15 protein-coding genes and 1 riboswitch are annotated in these 20,968 nt (G+C 29.6%); of the genes, 9 read left to right on the forward strand and 6 right to left on the reverse strand.

Annotation, left to right across the window (positions count from 1 at the left end; translation table 11 throughout):
• Positions 1-22 precede the first annotated feature (22 nt).
• The 3 genes from ACH36K_RS03935 (at position 23) to ACH36K_RS03945 (ending at position 3,931) form a co-directional block, all read left to right on the forward strand.
• Positions 23-865 (forward strand): 3-hydroxybutyryl-CoA dehydrogenase, encoded by an 843-nt coding sequence (locus ACH36K_RS03935; RefSeq protein WP_411169659.1) that lies wholly within the window; start codon positions 23-25, stop codon positions 863-865.
• Positions 866-1,063: 198 nt separating this feature from the next.
• Positions 1,064-1,226: riboswitch (M-box (ykoK) riboswitch) on the forward strand.
• Between the two features lie 183 nt (positions 1,227-1,409).
• Positions 1,410-2,753, forward strand: a complete 1,344-nt coding sequence (gene mgtE / locus ACH36K_RS03940; protein ID WP_411169660.1) for a magnesium transporter — start codon at positions 1,410-1,412, stop codon at positions 2,751-2,753.
• Between the two features lie 236 nt (positions 2,754-2,989).
• A complete protein-coding gene (locus tag ACH36K_RS03945; protein WP_411169661.1) occupies positions 2,990-3,931 on the forward strand; it encodes a DNA-3-methyladenine glycosylase family protein in 942 nt (313 codons plus the stop codon).
• A 49-nt stretch (positions 3,932-3,980) separates the two neighbouring features.
• Here the strand turns inward: ACH36K_RS03945 and ACH36K_RS03950 are convergent, their stop codons facing one another.
• Positions 3,981-4,676 carry a YetF domain-containing protein gene (locus ACH36K_RS03950; protein ID WP_411169662.1) on the reverse strand — a complete coding sequence of 232 codons (696 nt, stop codon included), beginning with the start codon at positions 4,674-4,676 and terminating at the stop codon, positions 3,981-3,983.
• Positions 4,677-5,050: 374 nt separating this feature from the next.
• On the opposite strand from ACH36K_RS03950, the gene ACH36K_RS03955 reads away from it, so the two are divergent.
• A complete protein-coding gene (locus tag ACH36K_RS03955) occupies positions 5,051-6,004 on the forward strand; it encodes an N-acetylglucosamine kinase (protein ID WP_411169663.1) in 954 nt (317 codons plus the stop codon).
• A gap of 168 nt (positions 6,005-6,172) precedes the next feature.
• Here the strand turns inward: ACH36K_RS03955 and ACH36K_RS03960 are convergent, their stop codons facing one another.
• Genes ACH36K_RS03960 through agaV form a run of 3 tightly spaced genes read right to left on the reverse strand, consistent with a single transcriptional unit; the run spans position 6,173 to position 8,301 of the window.
• A complete protein-coding gene (locus ACH36K_RS03960; protein WP_411169664.1) occupies positions 6,173-7,000 on the reverse strand; it encodes a PTS system mannose/fructose/sorbose family transporter subunit IID in 828 nt (275 codons plus the stop codon).
• Positions 6,990-7,802: a PTS mannose/fructose/sorbose/N-acetylgalactosamine transporter subunit IIC gene (locus tag ACH36K_RS03965; RefSeq protein ID WP_411169665.1), complete on the reverse strand. Its 813-nt coding sequence runs from the start codon at positions 7,800-7,802 to the stop codon at positions 6,990-6,992. Before ACH36K_RS03965 ends, ACH36K_RS03960 begins: the two co-directional genes overlap by 11 nt.
• 22 nt (positions 7,803-7,824) lie before the next feature.
• Positions 7,825-8,301, reverse strand: a complete 477-nt coding sequence (agaV, locus tag ACH36K_RS03970) for a PTS N-acetylgalactosamine transporter subunit IIB (RefSeq protein ID WP_411169666.1) — start codon at positions 8,299-8,301, stop codon at positions 7,825-7,827.
• A gap of 375 nt (positions 8,302-8,676) precedes the next feature.
• Here agaV and ACH36K_RS03975 point away from each other — a divergent pair, with 375 nt between their 5' ends.
• Positions 8,677-9,846 (forward strand): helix-turn-helix domain-containing protein, encoded by a 1,170-nt coding sequence (locus ACH36K_RS03975; protein WP_411169667.1) that lies wholly within the window; start codon positions 8,677-8,679, stop codon positions 9,844-9,846.
• 36 nt (positions 9,847-9,882) lie between these two features.
• Here the strand turns inward: ACH36K_RS03975 and yajC are convergent, their stop codons facing one another.
• On the reverse strand, positions 9,883-10,161 hold the full coding sequence (gene yajC / locus ACH36K_RS03980; protein WP_411169668.1) for a preprotein translocase subunit YajC: 279 nt from the start codon (positions 10,159-10,161) through the stop codon (positions 9,883-9,885).
• Positions 10,162-10,163: 2 nt separating this feature from the next.
• On the reverse strand, positions 10,164-10,595 hold the full coding sequence (gene agaF, locus ACH36K_RS03985) for a PTS galactosamine/N-acetylgalactosamine transporter subunit IIA (RefSeq protein WP_411169669.1): 432 nt from the start codon (positions 10,593-10,595) through the stop codon (positions 10,164-10,166).
• A gap of 171 nt (positions 10,596-10,766) precedes the next feature.
• Between agaF and nagA the strand changes: the two genes are divergently transcribed.
• From nagA to ACH36K_RS04005, 4 genes are all read left to right on the forward strand, one after another.
• Entirely contained in the window at positions 10,767-11,906 is a 1,140-nt protein-coding gene (gene nagA, locus ACH36K_RS03990) for an N-acetylglucosamine-6-phosphate deacetylase (RefSeq protein ID WP_411169670.1), read from the forward strand.
• Positions 11,906-12,436 carry a hypothetical protein gene (locus ACH36K_RS03995; protein ID WP_411169671.1) on the forward strand — a complete coding sequence of 177 codons (531 nt, stop codon included), beginning with the start codon at positions 11,906-11,908 and terminating at the stop codon, positions 12,434-12,436. The genes nagA and ACH36K_RS03995 overlap by 1 nt, the downstream gene beginning before the upstream one ends.
• Before the next feature lie 824 nt (positions 12,437-13,260).
• Entirely contained in the window at positions 13,261-19,902 is a 6,642-nt protein-coding gene (locus tag ACH36K_RS04000) for a discoidin domain-containing protein (protein ID WP_411169672.1), read from the forward strand.
• A 299-nt stretch (positions 19,903-20,201) separates the two neighbouring features.
• Positions 20,202-20,930 (forward strand): GntR family transcriptional regulator, encoded by a 729-nt coding sequence (locus ACH36K_RS04005; protein ID WP_411169673.1) that lies wholly within the window; start codon positions 20,202-20,204, stop codon positions 20,928-20,930.
• Positions 20,931-20,968 lie beyond the last annotated feature (38 nt).

A 20,968-nucleotide genomic window follows, 5' to 3' on the forward strand; every position in this document is an offset into this window, starting at 1 on the left:
TATAAAGGGGTGTTTAGTAAAAATGGAAAAGATTTTTGTAATAGGCGCAGGAACAATGGGTGCTGGAATAGTTCAAGCTTTCGCTCAAAAAGGATATGAAGTTATAGTTAGAGATATCAAAGATGAATTTGTTGAAAGAGGAATAGCTGGAATAAATAAAGGCTTAAGCAAATTAGTTTCTAAGGGAAAAATGACTGAAGAAGATAAGGAAGCTATACTTTCAAGAATAACGGGAACTACTGATTTATCTCTTGCTGAGGATTGTGATTTAGTGATAGAAGCAGCAGTAGAAAATATGGAAATTAAAAAGACTATATTTGCTGAACTAGATTCAATTTGTAAGGAATCAGCAATCTTAGCTTCTAATACTTCATCATTATCAATAACAGAAGTTGCATCAGCAACAAAAAGACCAGATAAAGTTATAGGAATGCACTTTTTTAACCCGGCTCCAATAATGAAGCTAGTAGAAGTTATAAGAGGTATAGCTACATCTCAAGAAACTTTTGATTCTGTTAAAAATTTATCAGTTGCAATCGGAAAAGAGCCTGTAGAAGTTGCAGAAGCTCCAGGATTTGTAGTTAATAGAATACTTATTCCAATGATAAATGAAGCTACATTTATACTACAAGAAGGAATAGCTTCAGTTGAAGATATAGATACTTCAATGAAATATGGAGCAAATCATCCAATGGGACCTTTAGCTTTAGGGGATCTTATAGGGTTAGATGTTTGCCTAGCTATTATGGATGTTTTATATAATGAAACAGGAGACAGTAAATATAGAGCAAGCAGTCTTCTAAGAAAATATGTTAGAGCTGGATACCTTGGAAGAAAAACAGGAAAAGGATTCTATAACTATTAGAATTTAATAATAAAGAATTAAAACTAGTGGGAGAGTAAAGGAATAAATTCCTAAGCTCTTTCACTTTTTTTTATTTAATATATTGTATATAATATTAGAGGTTCATAATAGTTTAAAGTATAGTTTGTTATAAAATAATATTCATTTTATTGACATGTAGATTTTTATTGCATAGTATATTATTAGGAATAAATATATAATACAAATTGTTAGGTGAGGTTCCTATAAAGAAAAATGCTACTACCCAGAAAAATCTAGAGATTCCAATGGGTTAGCAAGAATCATCGCTAAGGTGATTTTTAATGTAGCTGACATTGTGTCTACGCTTTATAGTGCTAAAGCTCTACGATTATAAAGCTAATGTTATTAACTTTTGTCGTAGAGGGCAAAAGTTTTTTATTTTGAAGGGAGATGTTACTATGGACTCGTATCTGGGGACAATGTATGAATTGAATAGATTTAGATATAAAAAAGATAGGAAAGTCTTAATAGTAGTAATCTCTATTGAAGGATTTTCTCCTATCTAATTTTAGGAGGAAAATTTATGAAGTTAGATATGAATAAGGAAGAGTTAAGAAGATTTTTACTTCATGCTCCACAAGATAAAATTATTAAGTATATAGAAGATATACATCCAGTAGATATATTAGATGTATTACGTGATAATAAAGAAGATATAACTGATATTTTATATAGATTACCAGAGGAATTTATAGCATCAATAATAGATGAAGCTGAAAATGAGGAAAAGTATGAAATACTTAGTCAGTTTTCAGAGAACAAACAAAAAAATATTATTGAAGAAATGTCTTCAGATGAATTAACAGATTTACTAGGGATTTTAGATGAAGGACAAGCGAATAAGATTTTAGCAAAGATGACTGATGCAGATGCTAGAAAAGTTAGGCAATTATTAAGCTATGATCCAGACACTGCCGCAGGGATAATGGCTACGGAATTTATATCAGTAAAAGAGAATATGACTGTAGAGGAAACTTTAAAATATTTACAACAATATGGAGAAGAGATTCAAAATATATATGACTTATATGTAATAGATAATTTTGATAAGCTTAAAGGAATAGTTCCATTAAAAGATTTAGTAGTCTCAGGGTTTAATACTAAGATATCAGATATTTTAAATACTAATGTAGAATGGATTCCCTATAATATGGATCAAGAAGAAGTTGGACATAGGTTTGAGAAATATGGATATTTAACTATGCCTGTAGTAGATAATGCAAAAAGATTACTTGGTATAATAACCTTTGATGATGTGATGCAAATATTAAGGGATGAAAGTACAGAAGATATTCATCGTCTTGGGGGAATAGACAAGGAAGAAAAGATTAATGGAACATTAGGAGAGTCAGTAAAAAGTAGATTACCTTGGCTTGTTATTAATTTAGTTACAGCTATTTTAGCATCAGCAGTTGTAGGGATGTTTGAAGGTACAATAGGACGAGTAGTTTCTTTAGCTACATTTATGCCAATAGTTGCAGGAATGGGCGGAAATGCGGGTACACAAACATTAACTATAATTGTTAGAGGATTAGCATTAGGGGAATTAAACTTTAACAATATTAAGCATACATTCTTTAAAGAGGTCGGAATTGGACTTATAACAGGTTCTGTAATAGCTATTATAATATCTATATTAGGATATATGTGGGAAAGAAATATTGTTTTTGGAATAGTTATAGGCGTAGCCATGGTTTTAAATATGGTTGTTGCTACAATGTCAGGTTATGTAGTACCAATAGTGCTTAAAAAGCTTAATATAGACCCAGCATTAGCTTCATCCATATTTGTAACAACATTTACAGATGTATTAGGTTTCTTCTTCTTCTTAGGATTAGCTACCTTATTATTAAATTATTTAATTTAAAGAGTGATCATATTGACAATCAAAAATAGTAAAATGTTTATAAAATTAAATTTATAGGGAAGTTCATTGAATTTCTCTATTTTTTTTAAACTAAATAAGGTTTATTTTAAAATTATCAATTTGCAATTTTTTATTTTAATTTATATTGTGTTATAATTAATTAAAAGAAGAGGGGAATAGTTCGTTTATGTCTCGGGGATAAATAATATATTAATGAGATATATAGAGGTGAAGAAATGGATTTTAAAAATGTTATATTTGAAGAAGATAAAGCTATAATACAAGGAGTTAAAAACTTTAATATAAAGCAAATATTAGAGTGTGGGCAATGTTTTAGATGGGATAAGATAAATGATTGTAATTACATAATTGTTGCCTATGGAAAAGTTATAGAAGTAATTCAAAAAGATGATGAAGTTACAATATATAATACTAATGAAAAAGACTTTAATAACATATGGTTAAATTATTTTGACTTAGAAAGAAGCTATGATGATATAAAGGATGTTCTTGCAAAGGATGAAATACTTAGAAAAAGTGTTGAGTTTGGGTATGGAATCAGAATATTAAATCAAGATCCTTTTGAAATGCTTATAAGTTTTATAATATCAGCTAGAAATAGTATTCCATCAATAAAGAAAACAGTTAAAAAGATATGTGAAAAATGGGGAGAAAAAGTAGAATACAAAGGAAATGAATATTATACATTCCCAACTCCAAAAGCAATTAAGGAATCCACACTAGAGGAAATACAAGAAACAGGTGCATCTTTTAGAAGTAAGTATATAGTTGATACTATTAAAAAAGTTAATGAAGCTCTAGTAATTAAAGAGGATATAGAATTAAATCCTACTAAGTATGAAGAAAGACCAGAAGTATTAGATTTTGATTTAGAGTACATAAAATCATTAAATGATGATGAATGTCATATAGCACTTCAAAAGTTTATGGGAGTAGGAGCAAAAGTTGCTGATTGTATAATGTTATTTTCAATGGCAAAACATTCATCTTTTCCTGTAGATGTATGGGTTAAAAGAGCAATGATTCATTTTTATGTTGCTCCAGATGTATCTTTAAATAAAATGAGAGTATTTGCTAGAGATAAATTTGGTGCTTTATCAGGAATGGCACAACAATATTTGTTCTACTATGCAAGGGAAAACAAAATAGAAGTATAAAAAAATAGGGTTGGAATAGCAAGGATGCATCCAACCTTATTTTACTTTATTATGAATTTTTATCAATAAATAAAGTTCCATCACTTTGAATTTCAGCATAAAAGACATCCTTAATTGAATTTATATTTTGCTTAGCGAGTTCAGCTTTTACCCACTTCTCATCTAAATTAAATTCTTTTAAATTATGCTTTATTATTTTACCATCACTAATTATTTCAGAAGGAATATATTTTATCTCGGAAACAGGTATTTTCATATCTGACTTATTTGGTTGATGATGCTCAGGCTTTTTCATTACACTTAAGCTTCCGTTTGGCTCTAATATAGCATATTCCACTTCTAAAATAGAGAAAACACTATTCTTTCTAAGTAACATTGAAAGATCATCAATATTAAGACCGGTTGAAAATAAAGAATCTTTCATAATTTTACCTTTTTTTATCAAGATAGTTGGTTGTCCGTCTAATATATGTCTTATTTTTCCTGATTTTAAGCTTATGTATGAAGCAAGGCTACTTAGTACGCACCACCAAATCAAACCAATAACTTCATCCGTAATGGGTCTATGAATATCACTAACTACATTGGCAGCAATAGAACCAATTGTAATTCCAGTAACATAATTAAAAAATGTTAGATGACTCATTTGCTTTTTTCCAAGTACTCTTGTTGATGTTAACAATACAATAAATATAACAGTTGTTCTGAATAATAAATTAAGTACGTCTGTATTTCCTATATTCATATTAAACATCTCCTCTAAAAATATGAATTTTCAAGACAATAAGAATAAAAAATAACTTTTGCATCTATAATAACTTAATTTATGTTTTCCAAAGCTAATTAATTTATTCAAGAATGTTTTTTTATCAGTTGAAAGATGGCATAAATGATAGAAGTATATAGAAGTTAAGAAAAGATATGTATTAAAAATTAATATGAGATATCTATTAGTTTTAATAAAGTATAATATTGGAATTTAATAATAATAAAGATATAATTATATAGTAGATAAAGTTATTAATAATGTACTAGACATAGCTTAAAATTAGTAAGGTTTAGAATATGTTATATAGTAAAAAGAATTATATAAGACAAGGCGTATAGGGGGAAGGAAAAATGTATTATTTAGGTATTGATGGAGGCGGAACTAAAACAAAGTATCTATTAGTTAATGACAAGCTTGAAAAGGTATCCGAAAGAGAGGGTTCGACTATACACATTCATCAAGTTGGTGTGGATGGTATAAAAAAAGAGTTAAGAGAAAATATTTCAAAGGTATGTGAAGAAGCCAATATAGAATTTAAGGATATAGCCTATGCATTTGCAGGAGTTCCTGGATATGGAGAAAGTCTAGATGACATGGAAAAGATTGATAAAGCTATAAAAGAAGTTATGGAAATACCATATTCTATTGATAATGATGCTGTTAATGGATGGGCGGGAGGAACTGCTTGCAAGCCAGGAATAAATGTAGTTGCTGGTACAGGTAGTATAGCTTATGGAAGAAATGCAGAAGGTAAGCTTGCTAGATGTGGTGGGTTTGGACCAGGAATAGGCGATGATGGTAGTGCATATTGGATTGCCTTAAGGACTATAAATGAATATACAAAGCAAAAAGATGGAAGAAAAGAAAAAACTGCTTTATACGATATATTAGAAAAAGAGTATAATATAACATACCAATATGAAATAGTTGACGTAGTATTTAATAGATTGAAGTTTAATAGAACGGAATTAGCTAAATTCTCTAAAATATGTTTCCTTGCAGCGGAAGAAGGATGTCCAGATTGTAAAAAAATATTTAGGGATGTTGCAGAGGCTATATTTGAGCATATAAATGCTATATCAAAGGAATTAAATTTTAAAGACGAATTTGTAGTATCATATACAGGTGGGGTATTTAAGTCTGGAAAATACGTTTTAGAGCCTTTACAAGAAATGATAAATAATTCAAAACTGAAATGCAAATTACAAGAACCAGCATTAGACCCATGGAATGGTTCAGTATTATTAGCATATACTTTAGCAGGAAATAAAGTTCCAGATAACGTTAAGGAAATATTTAAGTAAAAGAATATAAATAAAACGAGGCTGTCTGAGATAGCCTCGTTTCGTTTCTGTAGTCAATAATAAATTAGATAAAATAGCTTATATGTTGAATAAGTTAAATAATACTAAAATTAAATTAATAAAAAAAGAGGACTGCTAGTAAATAGTATGTCCTCAATCTTTTAAGTTTTATTTAGCCCATATATTAAAGAATCCACCAACTAAACCTATTATAAGTAATAAACCTATACATTTAACAGGAGACCATTGTCTTTTCTTAATTAAGTAGTATAACATTAATGTTAGAGCTAGTGGAATCATTTGAGGAAGAACACCATCTAATATTTTTTGTATATTAATTGGAGCTTCTCCATTTGGTATTTCAATAGCTAATCTTGTTGCACCATAGTTTGAAGTAAGTGCACCAACTATGAATACACCTAGCATAGAAGCTGAACGTGTAAATTCTTTTGCATTCTGAGTTAAGATATCAATTGCTTTTGAACCTAAGTTATATGACCAATGCATTAACCAATATCTAATTCCAAATTGAACAGCATTAAATATTAATAAGAATAATATTGGACCAGCTAAAGATCCATTAATAGCCATATTGGCAGTGATACCAGCAGTAATTGGAACTAATGTGAACCAGAAAATAGCATCTCCAATTCCACCTAAAGGTCCCATTGCAGCAACACGGACAGCACGGATAGTATTAGTATCAGCTTTTTGTTGCTCTAATGATAAAATTATACCCATAACAAAAGTTACAAGGAATGGGTGAGTATTAAAGAACTCTAAGTTGTGTTTCATGGATTTTGAAAGATCATCTTTATCAGTATGAATTTTCTCAAGTCCAGGTAATATTCCATATAGCCATCCAGCAGCTTGCATTCTTTCATAGTTAAATGAAGCTTGTAAGAATAATGAACGCCAAACCATCTTGTTTAAAGTTTTTTTGTCAAGTTGTTTGGCAGGAGTCAAATCTTTATATTGTGTAGCATTAGATTCCATCTTCGTCATCTCCTCCTATTCCTATATTTGCTGTAGCAGATTTCATTTTTACATTAGTTTGGAAGTCGTAAATGCATACTGCAATTCCAATAAATGCAATTAATAATAATGCAGATCCAGCTAAACCTTCTATTTTACCTATGATAGTTGCAAGTGCAAAACCAGCAAAGTAAACTCCCCATAAATCTTTTGATAACATAATACGTAATAAAATTGCAAATCCAACATAACGCATCATTCCACCAGCAGCACCAAGTCCATTCATGATCCAAGCATATTTATCTGATAAAGCTTGCAATGTAGAACCTACAGCGCTACCACCTATTAAACCTAGAACAACTACAAATGCAAAGAATAATCCTAAAGCAGCCATTGCTCCATAGTTAAGTCTTTCAATACCTTTTGGATTTGCAGCTTCAGCATGTTTATCAGCTTTTGACATTAATGGTGACATAACTGTGAATAATAAAGTAACACAATATTGTCCTATTAACGCAAATGGAACTGCTAATCCAACTGCAGCAGTTGGCTCTAATTTAGAAGAAATAGCAAATATTACTGCCATTATTCCTCCGATAACAGCATTTGGAGGCTGAGCTCCTCCAACAGGCATGTTACCGATTGTCATTAATTGATAAGTACCACCTACAATAAGTCCAGTTTGTAAATCTCCAAGAATTGCACCAATAACAGCTCCGGATACGATCGGCTGATACAATGATTCTAAGAAACTAAATTGATCAATACCTGCAATGAATGCAAATACTGCAACCAAGAGAATTTGTATAATATTAAAATCCATTTAGTATTCCCCCCGTATTATTTTATTTAAAAATCTTATCAATACTTTCTGAATTTTCGGTAGGAACTCTTCTTATTTCAAGCTCTACTCCTAATTCCTTTAATTTTTTGAATGCTTCTACATCCTTGTCATCTACTGCAACAGAGCCAGCAACTTGTCTTTTTCCTTCTGCCATGTGCATATTTCCAATATTAACTTTTTTTATTGGAACTCCACCTTCAACAAGTCTTAACACATCAGTAGGAGTTTCGCAAACTATAAATATAAGTTGTTTAGCACTAGCTTTATGAATTGTACTTATAGTTTTTTCTACTGTCCAATAACGAGTTGAAGCATAAGCTGGTGCAGCCATATCCATTAGACCTTGTCTTAGTTTGTCTCCAGCTACAACATCATTTGCAACTAGGATTAAGTTTGCACCAATAGAACCACACCATTGAGTTGCAACTTGTCCGTGAATTAATCTGTTGTCTATTCTTGTTAATACAATATTTGGCATAATATCACCTCCTTTTTGTGAAAACATTTTATTTTCACTTATGAGAACATTATATACTTAATATAAATGATAATCTTTACACTTTTTAGTATTTGTTTTATTTTTTTTAACAACGTTTACAGAATAGAGTTAAATTTAGTTTTATAAAAATATGATTTTAGTATTAATATAGTATATTAAAGCTACGGTTAAGTTCTCTTTTAAATTCAAAAAAAACTATGATATAATATATTAATAACTTTAATTTAAAGATTAATTAATGAATTAATCTTTATGATATAAAAGTATATAAGCAAAATAAAATTAATATTAATTAAAGATTAGCGAAAGTCTTATTAGAAAGTAATATTAGTAATTTATATTGAGGTGATTTTTATGTATGATAAAACAACTAGTGCTCAATTTAGAAAGTATGGTTCTGTTTATGATGAAGCTAAGGATATACATAAGGATGATTTAATATTAAAGCAAATTGTAACTAGTGATAAAGTTATTTCTAGCCTATACAATTTCTCAGAGCCAACATATATAGAAATTGTTAAAGGAATGGCATCTATATTAATAAGTGATTCAAGTAATGGTGATTTTAAACTGTTTGCAGTTCATAGAAAATTAGAAATTAAGCCTAATATGTATTTTAATATTGTTTCAATGACAGATCAAGTCACTTTTAATTTAATAATACCATCAGGATATAACCTTAAACTTGAATTTTTAAATCCACCATATGTTTATAATAGAATATTGCCTACTATAAATATCCCTGAAATAATAGCTTATTATTATACAATTAAAAGTCCAAATTACAATTTTAAAGGAGAAAGTCACAGTTTATTTGAATTGACATTTGTTGATAATGGAACTTTAAATACATCTATTGATGGTGTTGATTACACATTAAACTCATCTGATCTAATTGTATACGGTAAAAATCAATTTCACACACAATCTGTAAATATTGATTCAGCTTGTTCATATTTAACAATTATGTTTGATATGGAATGTGATGATTCTAGTTTAATATGCAATAGGGTGTTTCATTGCAGAAAGGAATTATACAAGGCTGTAAGAACTTTTGCAAAAAATATATCAAGTACAATACCCTACTCAGAAAATCTTATTTTGAGCAATTTTCATGAAATTATAATTAGATTATTACAATATGATTATTTAGAGATTGATGATAGCAAGTTACATAAAGAGTCATATCAGCATTTCCAAGATGAATTATTAGAAGGGATATTAGCATATATTGAAGAGAAGATTTCTTCTCCAATAAGTATAGAAGAGCTTTGTATTAAATTTTCAATTTCAAGATCATCCTTGCAAATGATGTTTAAAAATAATTTAAATACATCACCAAAGAAATATATTAATGATTTGAAATTATCTAAGAGTAAGAAATTGATTAAAGAAAATAAATATACTATTAGTGAAATAGCATTTATGTTAGGTTTTAACTCAATACATTATTTTTCAAGAGCTTTCACACAACATTATGAAATAAGCCCTAGTGAATATGCGCAAAGCTTATTTAAATCATAAAATAAGAGCTACCTTTTCGGAAGCTCTTTCTATTATTTATAAAATATTTTGAATTGAATATCTAGATACATTTATTACTGTGTTTTTAGCAATTTCAATTTCTATCTTTTCTTCTCCTACAGATATTACTTTACCATAAACTCCACCACAGAACATTACTTTCATACCTGGCTTTAATTCAACATGAACATCCTTAAGTGTAGAGGTTCTTTTTTTTATGTTTCTAGCTGATATAAATAGTAATATTAAGGCACCTATTCCTAATAATACTGCAACAGTGATGCATGTCCATATAACTACTTCCCAATTTATCATTGCTAGATACCATCCTCGCTTTCATCATCTTCATGAACTATAAATTCAAATTTTACAACTCCGCTTTTACCTACTTCAATTGCTGACTCAGATAGGGAATGCAAATCATCTATAATATCTTTAGTCATAGATATTTCAAGAAGCATAGGCAAATTTGTGCCACCAATTACTTCCATTGTTTTTTCTATTTCTGTTTTAACTTCAACTAAAGTTTTAAATGGTGATCCCCCAGCTAAATCACTAAGAGCTAAAATACTGTCACAATTATCTAAATTTTCTAATGAGGCATAATATTTCTTCTTTAAATCTTCTGTTGAATCTGTTTCCTCAAAGTCGACATATTCTACGTTGCAAGGTTCTCCTGCAATTAGCTTTAAAGATGTACGTAATCCTGATGCAAAGTTACCATGTCCACTAATTATTAATCCTATCATTTCATCATCTCCTAAAATAGATTATACAATGTTTAATAATTATAATTATAATGAAGAGTAGCTTAAATTCAATAAGCTTGGTGAAAGATATAAAATATATGTTTAAAAGTGCAAATATTAGACAAGTAAACTTAGGTATAATTATATATAAGTTTAATTAGGAGGTATATCATGTTAATACAAAGTAAGAGAGTCTGGATTGCTGATCAATTTATTCCAGCTCAAATCGAGATAGATGATAATAAAATAGTTAATATTTATGCTTATAATGAAAAGCAAGATGCTTACGATTATGCTGATAAGAGAATTTTACCAGGATTTATAGATATCCATTGTCATGGAGCTTATGGGTTTGATACAAACGATGCAAATGAGCAAGGATTAAGAAATTGGACAAAGATGATAGCAAGTGAAGGGGTTACTTCAATATTACCTACTACTATAACTCAAAGCAAAGAAGTGCTTATTAAAGCTTTAAGCAATGTTGCAAAGGTAGTAGAAGAGGGATATGAAGGAGCAGAAATATTAGGAATTCACTTTGAGGGACCTTATCTTGATATGGAATATAAGGGGGCTCAACCAAAAGAATATATAGTTAAGCCTACTATTAAGGAATTTCAAAGTTACCAAAAAGCAGCAAAAGGGTTAATAAAATATGTAACTTTGGCAACTGAAATAGATGAAGACTACTCACTTACAGAATATTTATTTAACAATAATATAGTAGTAAGCATAGGACATTCAGCTTCCACATATGAAGATGCAATATTTGCTTTTGCACATGGGGCTAGATCACAAACTCATGTATATAATGGCATGACACCGTTTAATCATAGAAAAAATGGATTAGTTGGAGTTGCACTGAGGGTTAAGGGAATGTATGGTGAAATAATTTGTGATGGAAATCATTCTACTACCACAGCTCTATATAATTTCTTTAATGCAAAGGGATCAGATTATGGAATTATGATTACAGATGCCTTAATGGCAAAGGGGTATAAGCCAGGTTCTAAATTTATGTTTGGAGGAAATGAAATAGAAATTTATGAGGATGGAAGTGCTCACTTAGTAGAAACAAAAGGATTAGCAGGTTCTACATTAAAGATGAATGATGGACTTAGGATATTAGTTGAAGAGGCTATGGTACCGTTTAACTATGCCGTTAATTCATGCACTATTAATCCGGCTAAGTGTTTAGGTGTTGATAAACGTAAGGGAAGGATAGGAGTTGGATATGATAGTGATTTAGTAATTCTTAATAGTGACTATTCAGTACATCAAACATATTGTTTAGGAAAGGCGATGTTATAGTGAAAAAGAATATTATAAATTTAGCCGGAAATAACATATACTTGGATAGGTATGGAGATACAGTCTATTATAATGTTTTTGATAAAAATGGATACATTGTATCTAAGCAAATGGAACAAAAATTTAGAATATTTTATCATAGATATTTGACTATATTTATTGTTATGATTTTATTAGGAGATTATTTTAAATCTTTGCAAAATACGTTTTTAGTTGGAGTTGGAGCTATAGTCTTAGTAGAACTATACTTTAGACTTAGCTTTTTAAAGAGGCTAAAAGTAATTAAGGACTTTAAAAGAGAACGTAAGACATCGATGTTAGAAAGTATAATTAATAGTAAGGAAAAAGAAAAGACAATAATGAAAGCATGTGCTTATGTTTTGTTAGGTGTTCTTATTATTATAAATGCAATACAACAAAATTTTAATGTATTATTTTTAACCGTAAGCATATTGGGTGCAATATATAGCTTTTATATAGGAACTATTAATATTATTGCTTTTAGTAAAATAAAAAAACTAATAAAATAGATATTTTAAATTTTTAAAGTTTCTATTTTATGTACAGTATGAAATATTATTTATAATATAGATTATAATAAAAGAATCATAGTCTAAAAATAATTTAGGTATAAATATTTATAAGAATTTACAATCAAAGAAATAGTATATATAAAATATAATTTAGAAAATAAGAAAAGGAGCTGTCACATTAACGGATTAGAATCCGTTAATGTGACAGCTCCTAGTTTGTTTTGAATTTAAAAGAGAACTTAGCAGCAGATATTAATATAGTATATATAATTATATTAATACTAAAATCATATTTTTACGAAACTAAAATTAACTTTAATTTGTAAACGTTGTTAAAAAAAATAAAACAAATACTAAAAAGTGTAAAGATTAATATTTATATTAATTGTATAATTTTCCTATATTAGTAAAATCGAATGTTTTCACAAAAAAGTAAAGTGATGATATGTACAATATTTTACTAACAAGAATAGACAACAGATTAATTCATGGATAAGTTGCTGGTTCTGTTGCAGTAGATGACAAAGACGTAGAAACATTCAAAAATTAATGTAATGAAAATAATGGATAATTTGAATCTTAAGAAAAATAATTGTTAATCATATCTAATTGACATGACATCTAAGCTCATATCTTATAAACATAAATATAAGTAATAATAGACTTCATAGTATGTGGATCTCAAATTCATAAAAAGTTAATTCCTAAAGATAAAATCAGTTAGTAGTACATAAGTATAAACAATATGTTTATACTATTAAATTTATTTTTATTATATAAAACTAATTAGAAAATAAAATGAAAAAATTTGAGGAGGAATTATGAAGAGAAAAATGATAATAGCAAGGCTAACTGCACTTGCATTAACCACTGCTTTGGCATCAAGTCTTACAATTCAAACAGCATCAGCTTATGCGTACTCAATAACAGATAATTCTAATGAAGAAAACTTATCTATACAATCAAGAACAAGTGACTACAATACAATTGGAGGAGTTAAGAGCTTCGATAAGTTAGGTAATAAGGTTACTTTTGAAATGACTACTGGTGAAAAAGTCAGAGTATCATTCTTAGAAAATGATATATTTAGACTATACATGGATCCTGAAGGTAAATTCCAAGAGGATCCAACTCCAAATTCTAAGGATCACATAACAAAGATTATTGATAAAGCGGAGGATGAATATAGTAAGATAACTCCAACAGTAGAAAATGTCGATATTATAAAGGTTTCTACTGATAGTATTGAATTAAAAGTAGAAAAAGAAACAGGTAAAATGGAACTTTTCAACAAAAAAACAAATAAGACAATTTGGAAAGAAGCAGAGCCACTAAAATATAAAGCTAATGAAACGGTTCAAACTCTAGAAACTAACGATGAAGAATATTTCTATGGTGGAGGTCAACAAAACGGACGTTTCTCCCATAAAGGTAAGACTATAAATATAAAGAATGAAAATAATTGGGTTGATGGAGGTGTATCAAGTCCAACGCCATTTTACTTATCAACTAATGGATATGGAGTAATGCGTCATACATTTAAACCTGGACAATACGCTTTTAGTTCAACTGAAAAAGGAAAAGTTATTACAAAACATGAAGAAAAACGTTTTGATGCCTATTATTTTGTAGATGATACTCCAACGAAGATTATAAATAAATTTACTGATTTAACAGGTAAACCTGCATTATTACCAGAGTATGCATTTTATATAGGACATGCAAATGCATATGCTCGTGACTGGATTAATGATGAAACAGGGCAAGAATCTCAAACTCAAAAACCAGGATTTGACCGTCAAGAAACCTTAATGGTAGATGCTAAAAAAGTTGTAGATGAACATGTTGACAATGATATGCCTATCGGATGGTTCTTACCTAACGATGGATATGGTGCTGGATATGGGCGTGCAAATACTATTGATGGGAATATAGCTCTTTTAAAAGAGTTTGTTGATTATACAAGAAGTAAAGGAATACAAACTGGACTTTGGACACAAAGTGATCTAAAGCCAACTGGTGTTGGAGAAGTTTATTTACAACGTGATATAGATAAAGAAGTTGGAGTTGCTGGAACAAATGCAGTTAAAACAGACGTTGCATGGGTAGGAGCAGGATATTCTTTTGCACTTAATGCGGTAAGACAAGCAGCAGAAGGAATAGTAAATAACTCCAAGGATCGTGCTAGACCTTTTATTATATCATTAGATGGATGGGCTGGTACCCAACGTTATGCGGGTATATGGTCTGGAGACCAAACAGGGGGTAACTGGGAATATATTCGTTTCCATATTCCAACTTATATAGGTTCAGGATTATCAGGACAACCTAACGTAGGTTCAGATATAGATGGAATATTTGGTGGAGATAGTTTAATTCAAACTCGTGATATTCAATGGAAGGCATTTACTCCAATTGAAATAGACATGGATGGTTGGGGAAAATACCCTAAGAAACCTTATCAATTTGGTGAGCCAACTACTTCAATTAACCGTATGTATTTAAAATTAAAAGCAGAAATGATGGCTTATAACTATACTATTGCAAATGAAGCGACTACTAAAGGAACTCCTATGATACGTGCAATGATGTTAGAATATCCTAATGCATACACTTATGGAGCAAATACTCAATATCAATATATGTGGGGACCAAACCTATTGGTAGCACCTGTATATCAAAATACTGCAGCTGATGCAAAGGGTAATGATATACGTAATGATATATATCTTCCAGACGAAGATCAGATATGGATTGATTACTTTACAGGAAAGCAATATAGAGGTGGCGGAGTATTAAATAACTTTGATGCACCTATTTGGAAGCTTCCTCTATTTGTTAAAAACGGAGCTATTATTCCTATGAATAATGAAAACAATACTCCAGAAAAGATAGATCGTTCACAAAGAAAATTTGAAGTATATCCAAGTGGAGACACTAATTTTGAAATTTATGAAGATGATGGATTAACTACAGACTATAAAGAAGGAAAATCAGCAACAACAATGATAACTTCATCAGCTCCTAAGGAAGGAAAAGGAAAAGCTGTAATTAAAGCAGGTTTACTAACTGGAGATTATGAAGGAATTGTAAATGATAGATCAACAGAATTCATAGTAAATGTTAGTGAAAAGCCAACAGATTTGGCATTAAAGATTGGAAATAGAAATGTTTCACTAAAAGAAGCAGCATCTTTAGAAGAGTTTGAAAAGGGAACAAATATTTATTTTTATGATGAAACTCCAAATTTAAATAAATACTCAACAGAAGGATCAGAATTTGCGAATGTAAAAATAAATACTACACCTAAGCTTTATATAAAAACAGAAAAGACAAATGTGAAAGAAAATGAAGTTGAATTAACTATTAACGACTTTATAAATACTCAAGACATTTCTAAAAATGAAGTTAATACAAAGTTAAGTGTTCCTACAAATTTCATTGCTCCAGAAGATTCAATAACTTCAAATTCAATAAATTTAACTTGGGATAAAGTAGAAGGAGCAGAATCTTATGAAATTGAAATTGATGGAATAATACAAAAAAATATAACAGCAACACAATATGCTCATAAAAATTTAGATTTTGATACTGATTACAGCTATCGTATTCGTAGTGTAAATAAGGATGGTTATTCAAACTGGAGTGAAAAATTAATAGTTAAAACAGATTTAGACCCATATCGCAATGTTCCTAAGGACATGACTGTTAAGTGGACAGAAGGAAACTATAGTAATGAAGTAGCTTCTAATGCTATAGATGGTAATGATAGCTCTCAATTCCATTCAGCAGGAAATGCAATTGGTAAGCCATTTATGATTGATATGCAAAAAGCTTATCAAATTGAAAAATTAGATTTACTATTTAGAAATGCAGGAAACGGATCTGTAAAACGTGCTGAAATATATAGTAGTTTAGATGGAGTAACTTATCAAAAAGTATTTAGTAATGCAAGTGATTCAGGAAATGCAGCTTGGGCTACAGATGGACAAGTAAAGATTATAAACTTTAGTTCTCCAGTTAAAGCTCGTTACTTTAAAGTTGTAACAAAAGAATCAATTGGTAATTTCTTAGCTATGAGAGAATTCCGTCCATATAAAGTAGATGGAAGCAATGGACAAGTTGTTGGAGATTGGAATAATGGAGGGACTATAGAAGAAGGAGATTTAACATTCCTTCAAAATTACACAGGATTATCATCAGTAGATGCTGATTGGAATTACGTTTCAATGGCTGATTTAAACTTTAATAATATTATTGATGCTTATGATATTAACTATGTTACAAGTAAATTAGAAGGTGGTATAGTGCCAACAGAAGGTGGAAATATTGCTGGAGAAGTTATGTTAGTTCCTAGCAAAACAAGTATTTCTGCAAATGAAACCTTTACTGTTGATGTTGTGGGTACTGGGTTATCAGATGTTAATGCATTTAGTGTAGAGATTCCTTTAGATTCAAGTAAGTACGAGTTAGTTAATACGCCAGAATGTGCAGTTGCAACAGCTTCTATGAAAAACTTATCAAAGCTTAGAATGCACAGTGATAATAATCAAGATATATATGTGGTATTTGCTAATACTGGTGAAAACAGTAGGCTTAATGGAACAGATACACTTGCAAGAGTTACTTTAAAAGCAAAGAGTGATATAAATTTTGATTTAGCAGCAACCAATGCATTAGTAGTTGATAGTAACCTAAATTCTAAAAATGCAGTTGCTAATATTACTAATCCAGAAGATCCATTACCAGGGGATAAAGATTCAGTAGTGAAGGTTGGAAAAGAAAGTATTACTGTAACTGGTGATGAGTCACAATTACAAACAGGAATGGGATTAAGCAGGTTAATAGATGGAACTACAAGTAGTGATGATACTTCTCGTATGGATTTAAAATGGGTATATTCTGCTGATCAAGTAGATAAAGGAAAGCTTCCATTTGAAATGACATTTACATTTAACGAAGCTAAGAAACTTAATAATTTTACTATATACAATCGCACTAATTCAAATGGTACAAATAATAGTGCAGCATTAAAGAAAGTAAAGGCAGTGGGTTACTTAAATGGTGTTGCAACTGATTTAGGTGAAAAATCTAATATTACGACTTCAAAAACTATCTATGAATTAAATAATCAAACTTTTGATAAAATTGTTATTACAGCACTAGAGTCAAATAAGGACATTAATACCTTAGCAATAAATGAAATAGAATTCTATGAAGAAAAGCAACAAGCACCATCATCAATAGAATTCTTAGAAAATGCACCAACAAATCTTTATGTAAATAAGATAGCGCCTATATTTGCAAAAGTATTACCTGAAACTGCAAATTTAAATTATAAACTTACTTCAGAAAATGAAGAGGTAGTAAAGGTTATACGTGTAGATAATGATAATTCGGCTACTTATTATTTAAGAGGGGTTAAGCCTGGTACAGCAAAGGTAAAAGCTACAACTGCTGATGGAAAGCTTAGCGTTGAGCATGAAGTTACAGTACTTGATGGATTTGATAAATCTATATTAATTGAAGCTATTGAAAAGGGTAAGTCATACTCAAAGAATAGTGAAATTTATACAGAGGAAACTTATTCAGAATTACTAAAAGCTATAGAAAATGCTGAAAAAGTATTAGAAACAGCAAAGACAGAATCAGAATTAAGTTCTGCGATTATATCAATAAGAGTAGCTATAAATGGATTAAAAGAACGTGACGATGCTAACTTAAATGTAATTGACTTTAGTAAATTAGAAGCTATATTTGCAACTTCTGAAGCAGATAGTGACTTTATGGAAAATGCTGTAGATGGTGATGAAAATACAATATGGCATTCGGGTTATCAAAGTAGTCATAAGCTACCAGTTTCAATAGTAGTTAAGTTAGACAAACCTTATAACCTTAATCAAATTGATTATTTACCAAGACAAAACAGTAAAAATGGACATGTAACTGAATATATTGTTGAAACTAGTTTAGATAACGAAAATTGGACAGAAGCTAGAAAAGGAACCTTTAAAGAAGCAGGTAATGGTTCAGGATTGGAAAATAAGGGATATAATCCAATACGTTTCAATACTACTAAAGCTCAATACGTTAGATTTACTGCATTAAAAACTTTAGGTGATACTCGTGATAAATATGCTAGTGTTGCTGAACTTAAATTCTATGGACAGTCAGAAGTAGATAAATCAAACTTAAGTAATAAGATTAGCGAGGCAGAGGCATTAGTTGAAGCTGATTACACAGCAGAAAGCTTTAATGCAGTTAAGGTAGCAATTGATGCAGCTAAGGAAATATTAAATGATAATTCAGCAACTCAAGAACGAGTTAATGAAGCAATTAATATTTTAAGTGATGCAATTGATAATCTTGTTAAGAAAGACGATGTTGAAGAAGTTAATAAAACAGTTCTAGCAATGGCTATAGAATATGTTCAAAACTTAAAGGAAAATGGAGAACTTGAAAATGTTGTTCCAGCAGTAATTAAAGAACTTGAAGCTGCGTTAGAAGAAGCTAAAGAAGTTTTAGCTAATGTAAATGCCACACAAGCTCAAGTAGATATAGCTGAAAAGAGATTAGTAAATGTAATTCATATGCTAGAGTTCAAAAAAGGAGATAAGACAAAGCTTAAAGAACTTGTTGAAATAATTAAAGTTTTAGATGAAAGTAAATATACAACTTCAACTTGGAATGCATTGCAAGTTGAGCTTGAAAAAGCTAACAAAGTAATTGCAGATGAAAATGCAATGGAAGAAGAAGTTGCTAAAACTTATGAAAGCTTAAATAAGACATTCTCTGAATTAGAATTAGTTGCTGATAATTCTAAACTTGGAAAATTAGTAGCAGAATTAGAAGCTAAAGATTTATCTAAGTATACAACAGGAAGTGTTAATAAGTTCAAGGCAGAATTAGATTATGCTAAGAGAATCTTAAGCAATAAGGATGCAAGCCAAGAAGAAATAAATGAAGCTTATAATAAGTTAATAAAAGCTTACCTTGATTTAAGATTAATCCCAGATAAATCTATTCTTGAAGATTTAATAAGGAAGGCTGAAGCAATAGACTTATCTAAATATACTAAGGAAAGTGCTAATAAGGTTAGTTTAGAATTAGCTAATGTTAGATCTGTTTTTAACAATGAAGAAGCTAGCCAAAGTGAAGTAGATGAAGCAGCCAATGGATTAAAGTTAGCTTTAGAAGGTTTAATTGCAAGTAACGGAAACGGTGGAAACACTAATAATGAAGGCAATGGAAACAACAACGGCAACGGTAATGGAAATAATAATGGTAATGGTAACGGAAATGGAAATAACAATGGTAATGGCAACGGAAATAACAATAATAACAACAGCAATAATGGAGGGAAATTACCAAGTACAGGGGGAACACCAGCTAGTGCAATGGCATTACTTGGAACATTAACAACAGCAGTAGGAATATCTATTATGAGAAAAAGAAATAAATAATAGGTGATAATAAAATGAGTTATAGTCTGTGAGAGCTCTTATGATTATGGAATAAATTACCGTAAGAGCAAACACAGACTATTTGCTTATTAGAGCTTTAAATTATATTTGGTAAAAACTAATTTATATCGAAATAGATATTTGACATGTTTTATTTTAGCGTTTACAATGTAGATTGAATAAGAGAAATATATATTTTTTTGAAATCAGAAATTATATTAAAGAAGTATTTAAATTAAATATGTTTTTTAATATAATAAACTATGGTATAATTAGAATATGATCAATGAGGTGAAAAAATGAATATTGTTGATAAAAGCTCTAGAATACCGCTATATTTACAATTGATGGAAATACTTATAGAAATGATAGAGAACACTCTACAGGAAAATGAAAGAATACTTTCTGAAAGAGAAATCTGTGAAAAGTATGATGTAAGTAGAACTACAGTTAGGCAGGCTTTAGATGAGCTTGAAAAAGAGGGATATATATATAAAGTTCATGGTAAAGGAACCTTTGTATCTCCCAAAAGAGTTAATCAAGATTTAATTTCTTTTTATTCATTTACAGAAGAAATGAAAAAGCTTGGGAAAAAGCCTAGCTCAGAAGTAACTGGATTTGAAATAGTCCAAGCTGAAGAGAAAGTTGGATCCATTTTCAAAATGGATAGTGAGGATTTGCTTTACAAGATATCAAGAATAAGAATGGCTGATGGTATTCATATGATATATGAAACTACTTATCTTCCCTTTAATAGGTTTAAAGACTTAACAAAAAATCAATTAATAGAAAAACCTATGTATGATGTACTTGTTAAGGAGTTTAATGTTAAGCTAACAGCAGCAGAAGAATTTTTTCAACCTATATTAACTAATAAGTTAGAAAGCATATACTTAGATATTAAAGAAGGTGCTCCAAGTTTAAAAATAGAGAGACTAACATATGAAAATAAAGATATAATAGAATATACTGTTGGAGTAGCTAGAGGGGACAAATTTAAGTATAGAGTGAAATTAAATAACAATTAAAAACAAAAATTTTTTAATTAAACTGGTAATGATGACAT

The organism is Clostridium sp. MB05, assembly GCF_046581255.1.
In the GTDB taxonomy this organism is placed as follows: Bacteria; Bacillota; Clostridia; order Clostridiales; family Clostridiaceae; genus Clostridium.